This window comes from Nonomuraea sp. NPDC049400 (assembly GCF_044466425.1).
GTDB lineage: Bacteria > Actinomycetota > Actinomycetes > Streptosporangiales > Streptosporangiaceae > Nonomuraea.
Genome location: NZ_JBITMP010000104.1, coordinates 1 through 13,395 on the forward strand (window position 1 = coordinate 1; position 13,395 = coordinate 13,395).

31 protein-coding genes are annotated in these 13,395 nt (G+C 67.1%); 2 read left to right on the forward strand and 29 right to left on the reverse strand.

From position 1 onward, the window contains the following. The 16 genes from ACIBVN_RS59005 to ACIBVN_RS59080 form a co-directional block, all read right to left on the reverse strand. Window positions 1-304: DUF6221 family protein (locus ACIBVN_RS59005; protein WP_397151403.1), on the reverse strand; the 304-nt coding region annotated here is incomplete at its 3' end. Further along, the gene (locus tag ACIBVN_RS59010) at window positions 297-557 is read right to left on the reverse strand and encodes a hypothetical protein (RefSeq protein ID WP_397151405.1); all 261 of its coding nucleotides are present in this window, start codon (window positions 555-557) and stop codon (window positions 297-299) included. The genes ACIBVN_RS59005 and ACIBVN_RS59010, both read right to left, overlap by 8 nt. Continuing rightward, window positions 554-1,303: a hypothetical protein gene (locus tag ACIBVN_RS59015; protein ID WP_397151407.1), complete on the reverse strand. Its 750-nt coding sequence runs from the start codon at window positions 1,301-1,303 to the stop codon at window positions 554-556. The genes ACIBVN_RS59010 and ACIBVN_RS59015 overlap by 4 nt, the downstream gene beginning before the upstream one ends. A 111-nt stretch (window positions 1,304-1,414) precedes the next feature. Further along, window positions 1,415-1,681, reverse strand: coding sequence for a hypothetical protein (locus ACIBVN_RS59020; protein ID WP_397151408.1), 267 nt, complete (start codon window positions 1,679-1,681; stop codon window positions 1,415-1,417). A gap of 61 nt (window positions 1,682-1,742) precedes the next feature. Continuing rightward, the gene (locus ACIBVN_RS59025; protein ID WP_397151410.1) at window positions 1,743-2,015 is read right to left on the reverse strand and encodes a hypothetical protein; all 273 of its coding nucleotides are present in this window, start codon (window positions 2,013-2,015) and stop codon (window positions 1,743-1,745) included. 128 nt (window positions 2,016-2,143) lie between these two features. Then, window positions 2,144-2,629 carry a hypothetical protein gene (locus tag ACIBVN_RS59030; RefSeq protein ID WP_397151412.1) on the reverse strand — a complete coding sequence of 162 codons (486 nt, stop codon included), beginning with the start codon at window positions 2,627-2,629 and terminating at the stop codon, window positions 2,144-2,146. Next, window positions 2,626-2,859: a DUF6011 domain-containing protein gene (locus ACIBVN_RS59035; protein WP_397151414.1), complete on the reverse strand. Its 234-nt coding sequence runs from the start codon at window positions 2,857-2,859 to the stop codon at window positions 2,626-2,628. The genes ACIBVN_RS59030 and ACIBVN_RS59035 overlap by 4 nt, the downstream gene beginning before the upstream one ends. Then, window positions 2,856-3,221, reverse strand: coding sequence for a DUF6221 family protein (locus ACIBVN_RS59040; protein ID WP_397151416.1), 366 nt, complete (start codon window positions 3,219-3,221; stop codon window positions 2,856-2,858). The genes ACIBVN_RS59035 and ACIBVN_RS59040 overlap by 4 nt, the downstream gene beginning before the upstream one ends. Continuing rightward, window positions 3,208-3,615 (reverse strand): hypothetical protein, encoded by a 408-nt coding sequence (locus ACIBVN_RS59045; protein ID WP_397151418.1) that lies wholly within the window; start codon window positions 3,613-3,615, stop codon window positions 3,208-3,210. Before ACIBVN_RS59045 ends, ACIBVN_RS59040 begins: the two co-directional genes overlap by 14 nt. A 76-nt stretch (window positions 3,616-3,691) precedes the next feature. Continuing rightward, window positions 3,692-3,916: a hypothetical protein gene (locus ACIBVN_RS59050; RefSeq protein ID WP_397151420.1), complete on the reverse strand. Its 225-nt coding sequence runs from the start codon at window positions 3,914-3,916 to the stop codon at window positions 3,692-3,694. Next, a complete protein-coding gene (locus ACIBVN_RS59055) occupies window positions 3,913-4,155 on the reverse strand; it encodes a hypothetical protein (RefSeq protein WP_397151422.1) in 243 nt (80 codons plus the stop codon). Before ACIBVN_RS59055 ends, ACIBVN_RS59050 begins: the two co-directional genes overlap by 4 nt. Window position 4,156: 1 nt before the next feature. Then, complete coding sequence (locus tag ACIBVN_RS59060) at window positions 4,157-4,282, reverse strand: hypothetical protein (RefSeq protein ID WP_397151424.1); 126 nt, start codon at window positions 4,280-4,282, stop codon at window positions 4,157-4,159. Continuing rightward, window positions 4,279-4,545, reverse strand: coding sequence for a hypothetical protein (locus tag ACIBVN_RS59065; protein ID WP_397151425.1), 267 nt, complete (start codon window positions 4,543-4,545; stop codon window positions 4,279-4,281). Before ACIBVN_RS59065 ends, ACIBVN_RS59060 begins: the two co-directional genes overlap by 4 nt. Window positions 4,546-4,643: 98 nt before the next feature. Then, complete coding sequence (locus ACIBVN_RS59070) at window positions 4,644-5,081, reverse strand: hypothetical protein (protein ID WP_397151427.1); 438 nt, start codon at window positions 5,079-5,081, stop codon at window positions 4,644-4,646. A gap of 321 nt (window positions 5,082-5,402) precedes the next feature. Next, the gene (locus ACIBVN_RS59075; RefSeq protein ID WP_397151429.1) at window positions 5,403-5,657 is read right to left on the reverse strand and encodes a hypothetical protein; all 255 of its coding nucleotides are present in this window, start codon (window positions 5,655-5,657) and stop codon (window positions 5,403-5,405) included. Window positions 5,658-5,733: 76 nt separating this feature from the next. Further along, window positions 5,734-6,039 carry a hypothetical protein gene (locus ACIBVN_RS59080; RefSeq protein ID WP_397151431.1) on the reverse strand — a complete coding sequence of 102 codons (306 nt, stop codon included), beginning with the start codon at window positions 6,037-6,039 and terminating at the stop codon, window positions 5,734-5,736. A 136-nt stretch (window positions 6,040-6,175) separates the two neighbouring features. Here ACIBVN_RS59080 and ACIBVN_RS59085 point away from each other — a divergent pair, with 136 nt between their 5' ends. Further along, window positions 6,176-6,397: a hypothetical protein gene (locus ACIBVN_RS59085; RefSeq protein WP_397151433.1), complete on the forward strand. Its 222-nt coding sequence runs from the start codon at window positions 6,176-6,178 to the stop codon at window positions 6,395-6,397. 18 nt (window positions 6,398-6,415) lie between these two features. On the opposite strand, the gene ACIBVN_RS59090 is transcribed toward ACIBVN_RS59085, so the two are convergent. The 10 genes from ACIBVN_RS59090 to ACIBVN_RS59135 form a co-directional block, all read right to left on the reverse strand. After that, a complete protein-coding gene (locus tag ACIBVN_RS59090; RefSeq protein WP_397151435.1) occupies window positions 6,416-6,895 on the reverse strand; it encodes an ASCH domain-containing protein in 480 nt (159 codons plus the stop codon). Between the two features lie 129 nt (window positions 6,896-7,024). Continuing rightward, window positions 7,025-7,447: a DUF397 domain-containing protein gene (locus ACIBVN_RS59095; protein ID WP_397151437.1), complete on the reverse strand. Its 423-nt coding sequence runs from the start codon at window positions 7,445-7,447 to the stop codon at window positions 7,025-7,027. Beyond that, complete coding sequence (locus ACIBVN_RS59100; RefSeq protein WP_397151439.1) at window positions 7,437-7,700, reverse strand: hypothetical protein; 264 nt, start codon at window positions 7,698-7,700, stop codon at window positions 7,437-7,439. Before ACIBVN_RS59100 ends, ACIBVN_RS59095 begins: the two co-directional genes overlap by 11 nt. Next, complete coding sequence (locus tag ACIBVN_RS59105) at window positions 7,697-8,146, reverse strand: hypothetical protein (protein WP_397151441.1); 450 nt, start codon at window positions 8,144-8,146, stop codon at window positions 7,697-7,699. The genes ACIBVN_RS59100 and ACIBVN_RS59105 overlap by 4 nt, the downstream gene beginning before the upstream one ends. Beyond that, a complete protein-coding gene (locus ACIBVN_RS59110; protein ID WP_397151443.1) occupies window positions 8,139-9,239 on the reverse strand; it encodes a DUF5131 family protein in 1,101 nt (366 codons plus the stop codon). The genes ACIBVN_RS59105 and ACIBVN_RS59110 overlap by 8 nt, the downstream gene beginning before the upstream one ends. Further along, a complete protein-coding gene (locus tag ACIBVN_RS59115; protein WP_397151445.1) occupies window positions 9,232-9,423 on the reverse strand; it encodes a hypothetical protein in 192 nt (63 codons plus the stop codon). The genes ACIBVN_RS59110 and ACIBVN_RS59115 overlap by 8 nt, the downstream gene beginning before the upstream one ends. Further along, the gene (locus ACIBVN_RS59120; RefSeq protein WP_397151447.1) at window positions 9,401-9,751 is read right to left on the reverse strand and encodes a hypothetical protein; all 351 of its coding nucleotides are present in this window, start codon (window positions 9,749-9,751) and stop codon (window positions 9,401-9,403) included. Before ACIBVN_RS59120 ends, ACIBVN_RS59115 begins: the two co-directional genes overlap by 23 nt. Beyond that, complete coding sequence (locus ACIBVN_RS59125) at window positions 9,745-9,906, reverse strand: hypothetical protein (protein WP_397151449.1); 162 nt, start codon at window positions 9,904-9,906, stop codon at window positions 9,745-9,747. Before ACIBVN_RS59125 ends, ACIBVN_RS59120 begins: the two co-directional genes overlap by 7 nt. A 110-nt stretch (window positions 9,907-10,016) precedes the next feature. Continuing rightward, a complete protein-coding gene (locus ACIBVN_RS59130; protein ID WP_397151451.1) occupies window positions 10,017-10,646 on the reverse strand; it encodes an AAA family ATPase in 630 nt (209 codons plus the stop codon). Continuing rightward, window positions 10,633-11,601, reverse strand: a complete 969-nt coding sequence (locus tag ACIBVN_RS59135) for a hypothetical protein (protein WP_397151453.1) — start codon at window positions 11,599-11,601, stop codon at window positions 10,633-10,635. The genes ACIBVN_RS59130 and ACIBVN_RS59135 overlap by 14 nt, the downstream gene beginning before the upstream one ends. A gap of 213 nt (window positions 11,602-11,814) precedes the next feature. Here ACIBVN_RS59135 and ACIBVN_RS59140 point away from each other — a divergent pair, with 213 nt between their 5' ends. Continuing rightward, a complete protein-coding gene (locus ACIBVN_RS59140; protein ID WP_397151455.1) occupies window positions 11,815-12,027 on the forward strand; it encodes a hypothetical protein in 213 nt (70 codons plus the stop codon). A gap of 5 nt (window positions 12,028-12,032) precedes the next feature. On the opposite strand, the gene ACIBVN_RS59145 is transcribed toward ACIBVN_RS59140, so the two are convergent. From ACIBVN_RS59145 to ACIBVN_RS59155, 3 genes are all read right to left on the reverse strand, one after another. Beyond that, on the reverse strand, window positions 12,033-12,293 hold the full coding sequence (locus ACIBVN_RS59145) for a WhiB family transcriptional regulator (RefSeq protein WP_397151457.1): 261 nt from the start codon (window positions 12,291-12,293) through the stop codon (window positions 12,033-12,035). Beyond that, window positions 12,290-12,769 carry a WhiB family transcriptional regulator gene (locus ACIBVN_RS59150; protein WP_397151459.1) on the reverse strand — a complete coding sequence of 160 codons (480 nt, stop codon included), beginning with the start codon at window positions 12,767-12,769 and terminating at the stop codon, window positions 12,290-12,292. The genes ACIBVN_RS59145 and ACIBVN_RS59150 overlap by 4 nt, the downstream gene beginning before the upstream one ends. A 240-nt stretch (window positions 12,770-13,009) precedes the next feature. Continuing rightward, on the reverse strand, window positions 13,010-13,395 hold a 386-nt coding region (locus ACIBVN_RS59155; protein WP_397151461.1), incomplete at its 5' end, for a hypothetical protein.

Consider the following 13,395-nt stretch of genomic DNA (forward strand, 5'->3'; position numbering starts at 1 on the left):
ACGACTGAGCGCCCACGTCGCAGGTGACGCACTCCCCGTACCGGCCGAGCTTGTGCAGGTCGAGCAGCCGCCGCTTGGCCTCGACCTCGCGCAGCACCCGGGCAGGGTCGTGGCGCACGATGTGGCGCACGGTGGCCCGCAGCTGCTGGCTGCTCAGGGCGAACCCATCAGCCACGGTCTCACCGTCGACGGCGACAACCTCGTCCTGTTCGGCGTTCGCGTGCCACGGTCCTGGTGAGGCTGCGATGGCTTCCTGCTCGTCCTCGTCGAGGCGTGCTCGGATGAACGCGATCAGGTCACCCATGGGGCGCCTTCCGCTCGTCTTCGTCCGCCCATGCGATCAGCGCCTGGCCCAACTCGCGGGCCTGATCTCGGGCGACCAGCACATGCGCATCTCCATCGCCGAGCGTGTCGAGTGAGAGCCGCAGAGGCCATCCACGCCAGGCCTGGGACAGGTATACCTCGTTGCCCTCTTCCGGGCAGCCGCACGGTTCACCGTCCTCGTGAAGGTCGATGTCGTGGACCTTCATGGTCTTGAAGGTCGACCAGATGCTCATGACACTCCTGCCACTTCGAGTTCCACGCCCTGGTCGTGCCGCTGCTGGCGTTCCACCGGGTCGGACAGCATCATCGTGCACGCCCCGCATTGCCAGTAGCCTTCACGCTCCCGCACCACCCGGCGCTCGGAGCAGCGGGGGCAGCGGATCGGCGACTTGGTGCCCACAGAGTCTTCTTGGAGCCGCTCGCGGAGGACGACTTCCCAGCGGAGGACTCTCGCCGCGAACCCAATGTGCTCCTCTGCGGCGAGGATGCCGTCCAGTCGCTCTGACAGCCAGCCGATACAGCGTGACCGGGGGTCGGCGCCGCGGTGGGCTCGATGCGTGCGTGGAGCGAACCCCCAACGCTGCCTCCATTCGTCTTCCACGTCGGTCAGATCGCCGTACAGCGCGTCCAGCAGGTCGGCAGTGGGCGATGGGCTTCCCGACGTTCTGGAGCCGCTCACGCGCCCCTCAGGGACGCTGCCTCGGTGCCCGTCGGAGCGGGCCGACAGCTCAGTGGCGAGCTGGTCGAGGTCGAGTAGCGCGGCCCTCACGAGCGCCCGGCATCTGCGGCAGAACAGCGGCTCGCCCTCGTAGACGGTCAACTCGGGCGCCATGGGCTCGGCTGGCTCTTCGCCTTGCTGGCCGCCGGCGATCCACTCGTCGAGGAGTTCCACGTACCCGTCGAGCGCTCGTTCGTAGTCGGCGATCAGCCGGCGGGCGGTGTTGTTGCAGGGACCGTTGCATGCGTTGGTGCTGGACACGATGCCTCCCCCGAGGACGTACTCTTACGGGAGACCAGTTGAGGGACGGGTCGAGGCGAGTTGGTCGGGGGCGGTTCTCCAGAGGGCTGGAGGGTCGCCCTCGTTTCATGCTCAGGGAGACGTGGGCACCACGATGTCGGCTTGCACCTGGTCGATCGCAGCCTGCGTGGTCGCATCCGGCGAGGCGCCCTCAGCAAAGGTCAGCACGTCAATGAGCGCGGACCGGTCGCACATGGCCAGGTCGGCGTCGAACGCGGCCATGTTGATCTCGAACTGCTGGCACACCTCAGCGCTGGTGACGCTTTCGTCGATGGCGACGCCTGTGAGGTCGAACAGGGTCTTGCGAATCGCGAACCCTAACCGGTTCGGAGGAAGCATGCGGTCGCCTCTCGCTTGAGAGCCTGACGTATGTCGGCTCATCGGATCGGCAACAATCGTCTCACATCGGGGCGTTGTGGCTGATCTCTCTCGTCAGCTGGATCCAGAACGCGGTCAGGTCGTCGCCGGCGTATCGCCGGTAGTGGATGCGTTCGTGGCCACTGTCCTTGCTGGGGCGGTAGACGGCTACGTCGGTGTACGGCTTGCCAGCCTGAAAGCCGGTGTAGAGGTGGGTCCAGTCGCCGGGCGTGGGCTGCCAGCCGGGGAAGGCGATCCTTACGGCGTAGTCCCGTATCGGTGTGAGCTGGGGATGTGCGTCGTGCTGGTGGTGCATGGGGCTCATAGTGCCCAGCGGGGACGGACGCACACAAAAGCGGCATCGTCGTGCGGGTGGGTCACTTCCGGGCAAGGATCAGGCCCCACGCACTCGAGATGGCGGGGCCTGATCAGCGCCTCCTCCAGCTATGCGGGCCTGCAGTGTTTCGCGTAGCCGTCTTCGAATCCTCTGCCGTAGGACAGCTGGAAGGCTTCGTCGTAGCCGACCCCGTAGGCGTCCTGGCTGACTGTTGGCCAAGGTAGGAACGGGTCACGAGCGCAGTAGTTCAGTGCCCGCGCTTCTCCCCGCTCATATCCTTCCGAGCGGCCTCTGTCGTAGCCCCTCTGGTACGGGGTGCCGTCTGGCGGTTCTTCCGTAACCGTCGCTTGGGTACCCGAGCTCGGGATCGGCGAGGCTTGGGCCCCTGCCGGCCAGAGCGCGACAATGGCGGCGAACGCCGCTCCGACGATGATGGGATGCCGATACATCTGCATGGTTGTCTCCTCTTCTCGGGATTCAGAGACCTTTGCGGTGACCGGGTTGAGACCATGGATCGCCCCTTGGCCGTTACACCCACCGTTACCAGGACCCCCGTTGCCCTGCTGTGACGGTGGCGTGATGTTGGCGATCACGTGTCGTCCAGCAGGTCGGTCTGCCCCTCGCAGTCCCGCCACACCTGGACACCTGTGATCCGGACACGCTTCGGTGGGGTGATGCCGAGCTTCTCCCGGCACTTGGGTCCGATCTTGTGCTGGAGTGAGACCGGGTCCCAGAGCTTGCGGCCACAGAAGCAGCGGCCGGTCGGGGCTGCGTGGTCGTCAGGGCCACGCAGGTCCGGCCCGTCGGGGTCGAGGAGGGTCACGGCCGCCATTCCGTGCGGTACTCGTGGTGGCTGGCGTAGGGCAGGGCGAGCAGGCGCAGCGTCGTGCATGGCCACCCGTCGTAACACCGACACCCGACCGTCGGCCGCGCCGACGCCAGCAGATCGTGCTGGTCGGTATGCCAGTCGACGAGCCGCCTCTTCGCCTGGATATCGGCGAGCATCCGCCCGGACGTGAAGCGGCCGATAAAGATGCCGAACAACCGCCGCTGGCCGTCGAGCGGCCGGGACTGGATCAGGTCCTCATACAGGTCGAGCAGCGTGTCACGGGAGATGCCGTCAGCGTCGCGGGCGATCCGCTCGTCCTCGTCAAGGCGTGCGCGAATGAAGTCAACGAGGTCCACCGGTCTCCTCCTTGGCTGGCGTCTCAGGCGGCAGGCTAGCGGCCTCCTGGGAGTCGTCGGCGGGCTCACGGTCGATGTAGTCGATCAGCGCGTCTGCGTACTGCTTGGCCACGCCGAGGGGTGAGCACCAGAAGCGGAAGTCTTCGTTGATGTACCGGCGGACGTTAGCGAGGCGGCGCTCGGCGGTCTCGGCGCGTTCCCGCCACCGGTCCCGGTCCGCTCGCGCGTCGTCCCGTTCGATCCTTACGAGCCTCGTAAGGCTGTCCACGATGCGCCTGCCAGCCGCCATCCTGGACGGATCGGCCCCGATGAGGAGAGCCGCGTTCTCCTCCCGGAGCCGCTCCAGTTCCTCATCTCGTACGGCTACGAGCGCGTCCAAGATGATGTCGTCCACGAGGTAGATGGGGTGCCGGGACGGGTCGACTTCAGCGTCTACCCGGCGGATCGCCTCCCGGTAGCGGTGGCGGAGGTCAGGACCATCGGTAGACATGCGTCTCTCCGATCTCGGGGTCGTGGGTGAGGATCTGACGGCCTGACGCCTGCCAGGCGTCGAGGGCGGCGTACAACTGGAGCGCCCGGTTGACCAGATCCGTCTCCGACAACTCCGTACGCGCTGACAACTCGCCGAGTGCTCTGGTCGCCTTCGGGATCAGCTTGACCGTGATCTCCCGGTGGCGGCGGTCGTCTGCCATCACGTGTGCTCCTCGAACCAGAACGGGTCCTGGATGGCGCAGTTCACGAACAGGGGAGGCCGGAGGTCGCCCGCCAGCAGGGCCTCGCGATGCTCGTCGAGCACGTGGTCGATCCCGGCCCGCATGGTCTTCTTGCTGATCTGCCAGACGCCGGGAACGATGGCGCCGCAGGTGGCACAGCGCATGATCTGGATGTCCTGCATGACCAGCGGCAGGCGCTGAGGGACGGACACGGTTCCCATCTCAGCCATCCTCGGTCTGGGAGGCGGCGAACAGCGAGGCGATGGAGTCGTCCGCCACCACCGCAGCATTCGTCACGTCCCGGACGGGCGGGGGTTCGCCCATGCCGTCACCCCAGCGAGTCATCATCGGGAGCCCTCCTCGGAGGAGGAGTCCGGGAAGGCCGCCCCAAGCTTGTGGACGAACTCTTCAAGAACCCGCTCGGCGCGGTCCTTCAGGACGTCGGCGTCGTCATCCTGCAACGGCTGCGTGTCGAAGCCAGGCAGCTTCGTCCTGAGCGTGTGATTGGGGTCTTCTCGGCGGATCTTCCAATCGATGGTGAACAGGCACAGGCCGCCCACGTAGCCATTCAGGCTGCTGTATGGGGCGTTCACCCAGAGAATGCGAGGCATCGAACCCCTCCTTGTCCGTTGATGGCCTTGGGGTCTTGGCGCCCTCTCCGCGTTCTGAGCGCTGTCCCGGCCAATACCGGGAGAAGAGGGCTGGAGGGTCACTCCTCGGGCAGCGCGAGCGCCTCGCGTGCCTTGCCGATGATCTGGCCCATGGTCACGGACCTACGGGCCTCATAGCCGGGGCCGTCCGGGTCGTCGAGGGAGACGATCCAGCGGGCGAACGCGACCGCCCGGCGCTTCTTCCACTCGTCGCAGTAGGCGCAAGGGCAGTCCTGATCGTGGACGCCTACCGCCGTGATCAGGTCGTGCTCGTCGAGTTCTCTCGGGTCGCCGGGTGTGGAGTACTCGTCGAGGATCCGCACGCGGTGGTGGGTGATGCTGCCTCGCTCGCGGGCGAACTCCAGCAATTCGATCGGATTGTTGCCCTCATCGACCTTGGCGCACTCGGCAGGGTTGGACGTGCCGTAGACGCGCTCACGCTCGGCGAGGTCGTCGGTCACCTCGTAGTCGGCTTCGATGATCAGCCGTAGCTTCATGGTCGGTTCTCCAGGGGTTGAAGGTCGGGCGGGAAAGCACTTCCCGGACGGGAGGGGCGCTCGTTAGTCACGGATCAGGCGGAAATCGCGCCCACCGGCAGCCAGCCACGCCCTGTAGGCGACGCGGTCTTGGCAGGACGGACAGTCCGGCTCACTGCTGGCCAAGGGGTGCTGATCACACCAAGCGTGACTCGCGAGCTGCACCGCCAGCCGCTGAGCGATGGCGAACCACTTCTCACCTGACTTCGGCATCTCAGGTCCTTGGTCGTCGAGGTTTAGGGGATAGGCCCGAGGGGTCTCCCCCGGGCCGGAGGGGGAGGGTCAGGCGACAGACCGTGAGGGCTCGGCAGCCTGTCGTCGGGCGATCGGGTTGAGCGCCAACGTCAACGCGGGCGGAAGTGGGTCGCTGGCAGTCACGGCGTGGACAGTGCACCCGATGCGGGCGTTGTCGCCCAGCGAGTCCAGCGCCGACGCACGCGCGGCTTCCATCGTGGGCGCGTACACGCAGAACAGGGACGGGCCATTGCCGGCTGAGCCTGCGCGGACGATCCATGTCTTGTTGGCGGGAGTAGACATGAGGTGTCTCCTTGATCGTCGAGGGTTTGGGGTGTTCGTCGAGGAGAGGGGGCGGGCCCCTTCCGAGGCCCTGAGGTCAGCGGGTGATCGCAAGCAGCGCCTCGACCGCGGCGTCCAGGGCCGGCCAGTAGCGAGCCGCGTTGTCGATCCGCTCGTCGTACTCCCAGGTGCCGTGGGTGGTGAGGGTGTACATGGCGTCGGAGTGGGAGGTGACGTGCCAGCCGTACTTGCTGGCGGGGGTCACGTAGACGGGGCCGGTGCCGTCGGTGGTGGTGAAACCTTCGCTGCCGTTGCCGCCCTTCGCGACGGAGGCGCGGTAGTCAGCGGCGTCCTGGAGGATCAGGTCGCGGGTGGTGCTGGCGGCAGCGGTCATGAGCGTCATCACGTCTCCCTACTCGGCCAAGGTGTCGCGACACCCAGCATGGCATGGTGTCGCGACACCTGCAAGCCCTAATTGTCGCGACACCCTTGATCGTGTTACCGTCCCAGGTGTCGCGACACTAACGAACGGATTGGCCATGCCGACCAAGGGAAACCCCCGTCAAGCGTTCCGATTCGAACCGGACCTGTGGACGCTGTTCTGCGCTGCTGTCGATGCCGCAGACCCACCCGTTGACCGCTCTGAGGTGATCCGGCAGTTCGTGCGCTGGTATGTCCGCGAGAAGGGCGTGAAGCTTCCCGACCGTCTCTCCAAGGAGGACATCGACGCCGTTCGGCCGACGCCTCCCGCTGGGGAGTAGCCCACCGGGACTCCCGCGTCAGCCTGCGACCTGCGCGAGCGCCCGAGCCTCAACGTCGGCGGGCAGCTCCCACAGGCTCAGCCGCCCCTTGCACGGCACCGGCTCAGGGAGTGGGCGCGGGTTGGCGAGACGCCAATGGCACTGCCCTTCGGCTGCCCACAGGCCGCAACCGCACTGCTCGGACATTGAGCGGGCGGTGCAGATGCCCACCACGTCCACGACGGCGACAATCGCACTGGGAGTGAGCTGGCGGTCGCGGAGTAGGCGCATGGTCTTGTGCCCGAGCCGCTCTACGCGGAGTGGCGGGTCGAACCGGTCGCCGAACGCGTGGAGGGCTCTCAGGATGCGTTTGTCGTAGGCGCCGTCCTCGTCCCAGCGGGCGCCCGCGTGGATGGCGAGTGGGCCGCGGTAGCCCGTGGTCCACGTGCGGTTCTCGATGTCTTTCTGGCCGTGCGTGATCGCCCATGCCCACGGCTGCCGAACACTCAACGCCTTCATTCGTTCGAATCCTTCCTCGAACAGAGATCTGTTTGTCGCTGATCTCTATCTCTTTGCGATCTTGAGTTCTGATCTCGGAGCGCCGAGAGCCCTCAGAATCGACTCTCAGCGCCTCCTAGGGTTCGGCTGCTACTCGGAGACCGAGGCGGCCTTTACTCCAGCGAGCGATGCCCTTGGGGCTCGCTTGGGGGCATCCCCGTCTGAGCCGTCCCCCGCCGCGAGCGCCTCCGGAGTGAACTCACCCGCGAACAGTCCCGCCAAGAACGCTTCCGCCTCACCGTCGTCGAACACGAGCAGCGCGCCTCGACAGTCACTGTTGGCCATCTCCCACCGGTCGTCATCGACCTGGGAGAACCAGACGGGGCCGAGGTAGTTGCCCATGTTGTCGGCGTCCATGTAGCGCTGGAACTCGCGCCAGTCGTCGGCGGTGAAGCGCAGCACCGGCGAGACGTCACCCAGCTTCGAGTCCCGCACTGCGACGTTGCCGTCAGCGAGTGGGGCCACCTCCACACAGGTGCTCGCCCCGTTGCAGAAAGACGACTTACGCCACATCGGTGGCCTCCTCGCTGATCGGGTTGAACAACGCCCTGGCGGCTTCCAGCGGCGACATGCCCCGCCCGTCCACCAGGTGCGCCAACCGGGCGCTCACGTCCAGCTCCTCAGCGACGACGGTCTCGGCCGTCTCCTCGTAGCTGGTCTTCAGCAGCGGCGACGTGTGAGCGGGCTCGTCCACCGGCTCCGGCGGCGCCATGGATGGCTCCCACACGCCGCTGATGCGGGCGGCCCAGTCGTCCAGGCGGCTCAAGAGGCGGTCCCGTTCAGGAACCGAGCCACCGCCAGGGCCTCGTCGAAGCAGGGGCAGCGCTCGGCATCGGAGCCGACCACTCCACCGCACGACGAGTGCGCCCGGAAGGTCCCATGGTCCTTGTAGCAGCCGTCACCGCAGGCCGGGCACTCGATGGCGTCCTCGTACGTCTCGTCGTCGAAGTCCTTCGCGGCCTTCTCCAGCCAGGAGGCGAGAGGCTCGGCCAGTTCAGGGCTGACCAGCGTGATCCACTCAGCCCCGTACGGCGGAACCTCCGGACCGGTGAACGTGTCAGCGACCACGATCGCTGCCGCGTTGCTGATGCGCTGCGGGTACGTGCCCTCCCAGTGCCAGGGGCCGTGGGGCGCATTCTCGGCCTTCTCGCGGAGCTTCGCCGCCGCCTCGCGCAGCTCGTCGGCGATGGTCTTCTCGGAGGTGTCAGCCATGGAGAGACACCTCCTGCGGGAACTCGTCCCACGTGCGGCTGTCGAGGACGCGGCCCGCACGGTGCTTCCCGTACCGGGCCATGAGGACGGGCCCGCCCAGCGCGCCCAGACACGGAGGTTCGGTACGTCCGTCCGGGAACACCATGGCGACAGCGCCGTGCTTTCCAGCGGCGTTGGGCTGGCCTTGCCCGTACGGCGCCCAGAGGCCCCACTGCTTGAAGTAGAAGGCGGCCCTACCCTGGCACTGGTCACGGAGATTGCGAGCCCAGTCCGGGTACATGGGGCGCGCACCGGGGCCGGACTCACCGCCCACGATCACCCAGTCGATGACGCTGGGAGTGCCGCAGATGACGGCTCCGTCGGCCGGGTCCTTGACGTCACCGCCTAGGCAGTCGATCAGGCGGTCGCGGACCTTCAGGTTGCGCAGGTCCACCAGCCTGGTCAGCGGTTCGCAGGACAGGAACCGAACGGCGGCCGGGGTCTCCAGAAGCGCGGGGATGCGGAGTTCGGCGCGCTGCTGGTCCTCGACGGAGACGCCGATCCACACGTTCGGCAGCGGCCACTCCAGCCGCCCCGCTGGCCACTCCACGAGCGCCCACTGCTCCTCGTTCAGGCGACGGTCAGCGTCCCGGCCGGTCTCCTCCAGAGCCTCGGCGACCATCCACTTCGCGCCGGAGCCCGGCAGCCAGCCGACGCCGTCCTCGTATTCGCCGTTGTCGTTCTTGGGCGGGTTCGTGAGGAACGACCGCATGCGACCGTGGCGCTTGGTCAGGATCTGGTAGGTGTGTTGCGGGGTGAGCGCCATGGTGGCGAAGACGCGGGCGATGTACTCGTCCGGCACGGCGTCGTGGAACAGGTCGCTCATGGAGTTGACGAAGATGCGGCGCGGCGTCTTCCACCTCAGCGGCTGGTCGAGCCGCTCGGGCCGGAGCTGCACGTCGAACCCGTTCTCGAAGTGGTGGCCCTTCGTGCCGCGCCACCTCTCGGCGAACGTCTCGGCGTAGCAGTTGTCACATCCGGGGCTGACCTTGGTGCAGCCCGTGACGGGGTTCCAGGTGGCATCGCTCCACTCGATTTTCGTCTTGTCAGCCATGGTTTCGGGTCTCCTTGAGGGTGGGCGGTTCGGCCTCGCTGACGAAGTTCTTGTCGGCGACCATGAGGATCAGCGCCCATCGGCGCATCCCGATCAGCCGATACCAGTGGGTGCGGTTCTCGTTGCGGCGGGCTGTGTCGGCGAGTTGCCAGCCCTGCCGCCTACGGAAGCTGATCTTCAGCACGCGCGGCCTCCTTGAGGGTGGTGGCGGTATCGGGGGGAGGGGGAACGGGGCGGGGTGGGCCGAGCGCGAACGCCGGCATCGTCAGGTCCTCGAGCGGATCGCGTGGCCCGTAGACGGCGGCCAGCAGAGTCGCCCGGTTCAGGTCGGCCTGCTTCCTGGACACGGGCAGATTCGCCGGATGCGAGGGGCGGCGCGGCACCTCCTCCGCGAACAAGCGGCGCAGCATGTCGCCTTCGAGGCATTCACCGCACGCGGGCTCTCCTGCGGCCTTGTGGAGCAGGAGACCCGTGTGGGTTCCGCAGCCCTGCCGGTAGGTGGTGGTCACCACGGACCGTCCTTCTGGCCGTGCCGGGAAGGGCGGGGCAGGTTCGGCAGCTCGGCCCGTAACCGGCGGAGCGACACGTCCCGCTTGCGTAGGTGTGCGGCCACCTCCGGCCGGCACGTCGGGCACGGGACCGCGTCGTCCGTATCGTCTCGGTCCACCCAGCCGTTGATGCAGCCGACGTGAGTGCACTGGCACGACGCCCACGGGCACGGCCGGTGCTCATCGCGGATCTCCGCAGCGCGGTCAGGGTCGGCGGGGAAGCGGGGCATTACTGCGGCCTCCTCCGGTCAGGGCCGGTGAGCGGCACGAGCGTGCACATCTCGGCGAGCCGGGAGGCAGTGCGCTCGCCCACGTGCTCAGCCAGCGAACGCGGCGGCAGGTTGCTGGTGACGATCAGCGGCAGGCATCGGGCGTACCGCTCGTCAACGACCTCGTAGAGCTTTTCCTGCGTCCACTCGGACGGCTTCTCGGCACCGATGTCGTCGATGAAGAGCAGGCATGCGCCCTGGCAGTCCTCGACGACCTGGCGGGCGTCGTTCGAGCCGGGGCGAAGCTGATCAAGCAGTGCGGTGGCGCGAACCGTGTGCACGGTAGGGCCGAAGCGGATCGTGTCCCAGGTGTCGTACCTGGCTGGACGTGGGACGGTCTCGGTGATGCGGCACCACTCAGCAAGGGCAGCGAAGCCCAGGTGAGTTTTGCCTGTCCCAACCGGGCCCGTCAGGTAGATGCCGCCCGCACCGCGTCCAGCCTTCGCCCAGGCGATCACCTCTTGCGGGATGTGGATCTCGGCGCGGAAGCGCGGCGGAATGTAGCCGCGGATGGCCTGGGTGAGTTCCCAGCGCTTGTACTCGTTCGGGTCGCTGTTGGGCCCGAACTCCGGTGTGTCACCAGCCTGCATGGTATTCCTCCTCGGCGAATTGCTGTGGGGCCGAACCGGGCGACCGAGCGGCCTGGGGGCGCGGCGTCGATGACCTGGTTTCGCGGTCGCTGATCTCTTGCGCTTTGTCGATCCAGTTGCGCCAGGCGGCGAGCCAGTCGCGGCAGCGCCGGTCGTTTTGGTGGGCGTGGTTGATGAACCGGAACGTCTCGCGGCCGAGATCGACGGTGTAGCCCTGCGCCTTGGCCCATGCCTCCATGTCTGGCGTGACCTTGAAGTCGGCAGGCATGGGCGTCTCAGGCTTTCGACGAGTCCCGGACTTGGTCTCCTTGGGCCGACGCGAAGCGGCGCTTTTCAAATCAAAGAGACGGCCACTATCAGAGAGATCAACTTCTTCACTAACTTCAACACCAATAAAAGAAGGGTGGGCCCCCCGGGGGGCACCCTGAGAATCCTCAGCGGGACCCTCGGGGGGCATGCTGAAACCGGCACCCTGAGTCTCAGGGTGCATTGAACCGGCACCCTGAGAATTCGGCTCAGGGTGCATTGAACCGGCACCCTGAGAATCCTCAGCCTGCCCCCCGTCCGGCACCCTGAGTCCGGAGTCAACAGGGTCCCCGGGGGCCACACTGACTTCATCCTCAGCGGGACCCTCGGGGGGCATGCTGAGAGTGACGCCATCGATCGCGGCCTGATACACCGCAACCCGGTGCTTCTGGCCACGGACGGTCCGCAGAAGCAGACCCGACTCCAGCGCCAGCTTCACCCTCTCCGCCACCTTCCGCTCGTTCCTGCCAAGCAGCGCCGCAAGGTCCTCGCGCGGCACTGAGACGCGACCACTCGCGTCCATGTGCAGGGCCAGCGCCATCAGCAGGACACGCACCGAATCGGTGATGTGCGTGGCCTTGATGACCGCTCGCAGCCAGTGAGCGCGGTACGTGCCGTCGCTCAGCAGGCCGGCTTGTTCGTCGTTCACCTAGACGGGCCTTCTCTCGGGTGTTGCTCGGGTTGGGTCTACGAGAGCGGGGCCCGTCTTCGGGATCGATCCACTTCAGTCCCCCTGATCGCTTACGTGTTCGGTTACATCATATGCCAACGCCACATGTGGCGTATGCCTATATGCCACGTTGACTGTGTGCCATCATGGTTGTAGGCAAACCCGTGAGACCATGAAGGGGTGTCGGACCCGATGGGAGATGTCGTCGCCGCCCGCAAGGCATACGAGCAGGCGCAAGCAGACGCCCGCGCGCTCGTCGAGCGTGCCCGCCTGGACCTCGGCAAGGCCATCGCTGACGCCCGCCGGCAAGAGGTGTCGCAAGACGCGATCGCCAAGGAACTCAACCTGACCCGCGAGCAGGTCCGGCGATTCCAACGCGAGTACGAGTCCCGGGCTGCTGGCTGACGTCTTCACGACGCGGCCTTCCGCGGTCGGCCGCCCGTCTCCAGGCCCCGCTGCTGGCGATCCCACCTGCGCACCCGGTCGCGCTCAACGCCGGACATCCCGGCCTGGTAGCCGACCCCGGAGACGCGCAAAGCGTCGAACGTGCACGGGATGAGCACCTGGCAGGAGGCGCACGCTTCCTTCGCTTCCCGGAACGGGCGCCCCTCGGAGAAGAACACATCCGGGTTGAGAGACAGGCAGGCGCCTCGCTGGCGCCAGTCGGTCACGACGCCACCGCCTGCTCGGCTTTCCGCGCACGTGCCGCGTTCGTGCACCTACGGCACCACGTCTGCAGGCCGTCCCTCTTGCTGATGTCTCTGGCGAAGTTGGCCACGGGCCAGGTGGTGCGGCAGCTGGAGCAGTGCTTCTCCTCCTCCTTCACCACCTCGTTTGAGGGTGCGGCGGAGACGCCGGCCATCGCGGCGCGACGCATCCGCCGGCGACGCACGGAGGCTCGCTCGTCTTCGGTGAGCGACCAAATTCCGTACTTCTCGGGCCGAGACAAGGCGAACTCAACGCACTCCCGCCTTACGGGGCACTCGGCGCAGATGGCCTTGGCCATTCGCTCCCGTGCGTCCCTGGCCTCGGCGCGCTCTCCTTCGTAGCCGAAGAACAGCGTCAGGCTCTGGCCCCTACAAGCCGCGTCGTCCTGCCAACCCCAGCTGGGGCGGGGGCGGGTGATCGGCCCACGGCTACTCGCCACGGGGCACCTCCGTTTCAAGTCGTTCCGAATCGGTCTGCATGGGGAGGGCGTGTCCGCCGACATCCGGTGAGGTACGGGCCAGCTGGTCCCGGCTGGCGCGTCGCCGAGCAGCCTCGTAGTCGGCGCGTGCACGGCAGCAGGAAGCGCAAGGGACCGTGCCGTGAACGCGGTGGTAGGAGTAGCCCGCGTAGGTGCCGTGCTGGACCTGGTCAGGACGCAGGCGTGGTCTACCTCTCGGCATCACCCCACCTCCTCGGCGTGAAGGGCGGCGCGGAGGCGGTCGCCGATGAATCGCCCGACCTGAGGGCTGACAGCGTTTCCGAAACCGTCGACCTGGTCGCGCGCGCTGCCCCAGACGATGAAGGTGCCCTTGCGGTCGGCGAAGTCGACGTCGAAGCCACAGCCGGCACCGACCTCGTGCGAGGCCATCATGCGGAAGTAGCAGTCCTCGAGCGTCAGGTCCGCGAGGAGCTCGCGCCATTGGTCATGGGGTAGTGCTGTGGTGCCACGGGCGGTGGCGTTTGGTTCGCTGCCGTTCTGCGCGTACCAGCCGGAGAACAGCAGGCCGTGCCCGGCACCATCAGTGACCACCGTGTTCAGCGGTTGATCAACACCTGCTATGCGGC

What these genes read in the sequence shown, in the direction of transcription:
- ACIBVN_RS59010 (WP_397151405.1), bottom strand. Translation starts at nt 557, where the DNA reads ATGAGCATCTGGTCGACCTTCAAGACCATGAAGGTCCACGACATCGAC.
- ACIBVN_RS59020 (WP_397151408.1), bottom strand. Translation starts at nt 1,681, where the DNA reads ATGCTTCCTCCGAACCGGTTAGGGTTCGCGATTCGCAAGACCCTGTTC.
- ACIBVN_RS59025 (WP_397151410.1), bottom strand. Translation starts at nt 2,015, where the DNA reads ATGCACCACCAGCACGACGCACATCCCCAGCTCACACCGATACGGGAC.
- ACIBVN_RS59055 (WP_397151422.1), bottom strand. Translation starts at nt 4,155, where the DNA reads ATGGGAACCGTGTCCGTCCCTCAGCGCCTGCCGCTGGTCATGCAGGAC.
- ACIBVN_RS59060 (WP_397151424.1), bottom strand. Translation starts at nt 4,282, where the DNA reads ATGATGACTCGCTGGGGTGACGGCATGGGCGAACCCCCGCCCGTCCGG.
- ACIBVN_RS59065 (WP_397151425.1), bottom strand. Translation starts at nt 4,545, where the DNA reads ATGCCTCGCATTCTCTGGGTGAACGCCCCATACAGCAGCCTGAATGGC.
- ACIBVN_RS59070 (WP_397151427.1), bottom strand. Translation starts at nt 5,081, where the DNA reads ATGAAGCTACGGCTGATCATCGAAGCCGACTACGAGGTGACCGACGAC.
- ACIBVN_RS59075 (WP_397151429.1), bottom strand. Translation starts at nt 5,657, where the DNA reads ATGTCTACTCCCGCCAACAAGACATGGATCGTCCGCGCAGGCTCAGCC.
- ACIBVN_RS59080 (WP_397151431.1), bottom strand. Translation starts at nt 6,039, where the DNA reads ATGACGCTCATGACCGCTGCCGCCAGCACCACCCGCGACCTGATCCTC.
- ACIBVN_RS59085 (WP_397151433.1), top strand. Translation starts at nt 6,176, where the DNA reads ATGCCGACCAAGGGAAACCCCCGTCAAGCGTTCCGATTCGAACCGGAC.
- ACIBVN_RS59090 (WP_397151435.1), bottom strand. Translation starts at nt 6,895, where the DNA reads ATGAAGGCGTTGAGTGTTCGGCAGCCGTGGGCATGGGCGATCACGCAC.
- ACIBVN_RS59095 (WP_397151437.1), bottom strand. Translation starts at nt 7,447, where the DNA reads ATGTGGCGTAAGTCGTCTTTCTGCAACGGGGCGAGCACCTGTGTGGAG.
- ACIBVN_RS59105 (WP_397151441.1), bottom strand. Translation starts at nt 8,146, where the DNA reads ATGGCTGACACCTCCGAGAAGACCATCGCCGACGAGCTGCGCGAGGCG.
- ACIBVN_RS59110 (WP_397151443.1), bottom strand. Translation starts at nt 9,239, where the DNA reads ATGGCTGACAAGACGAAAATCGAGTGGAGCGATGCCACCTGGAACCCC.
- ACIBVN_RS59130 (WP_397151451.1), bottom strand. Translation starts at nt 10,646, where the DNA reads ATGCAGGCTGGTGACACACCGGAGTTCGGGCCCAACAGCGACCCGAAC.
- ACIBVN_RS59140 (WP_397151455.1), top strand. Translation starts at nt 11,815, where the DNA reads ATGGGAGATGTCGTCGCCGCCCGCAAGGCATACGAGCAGGCGCAAGCA.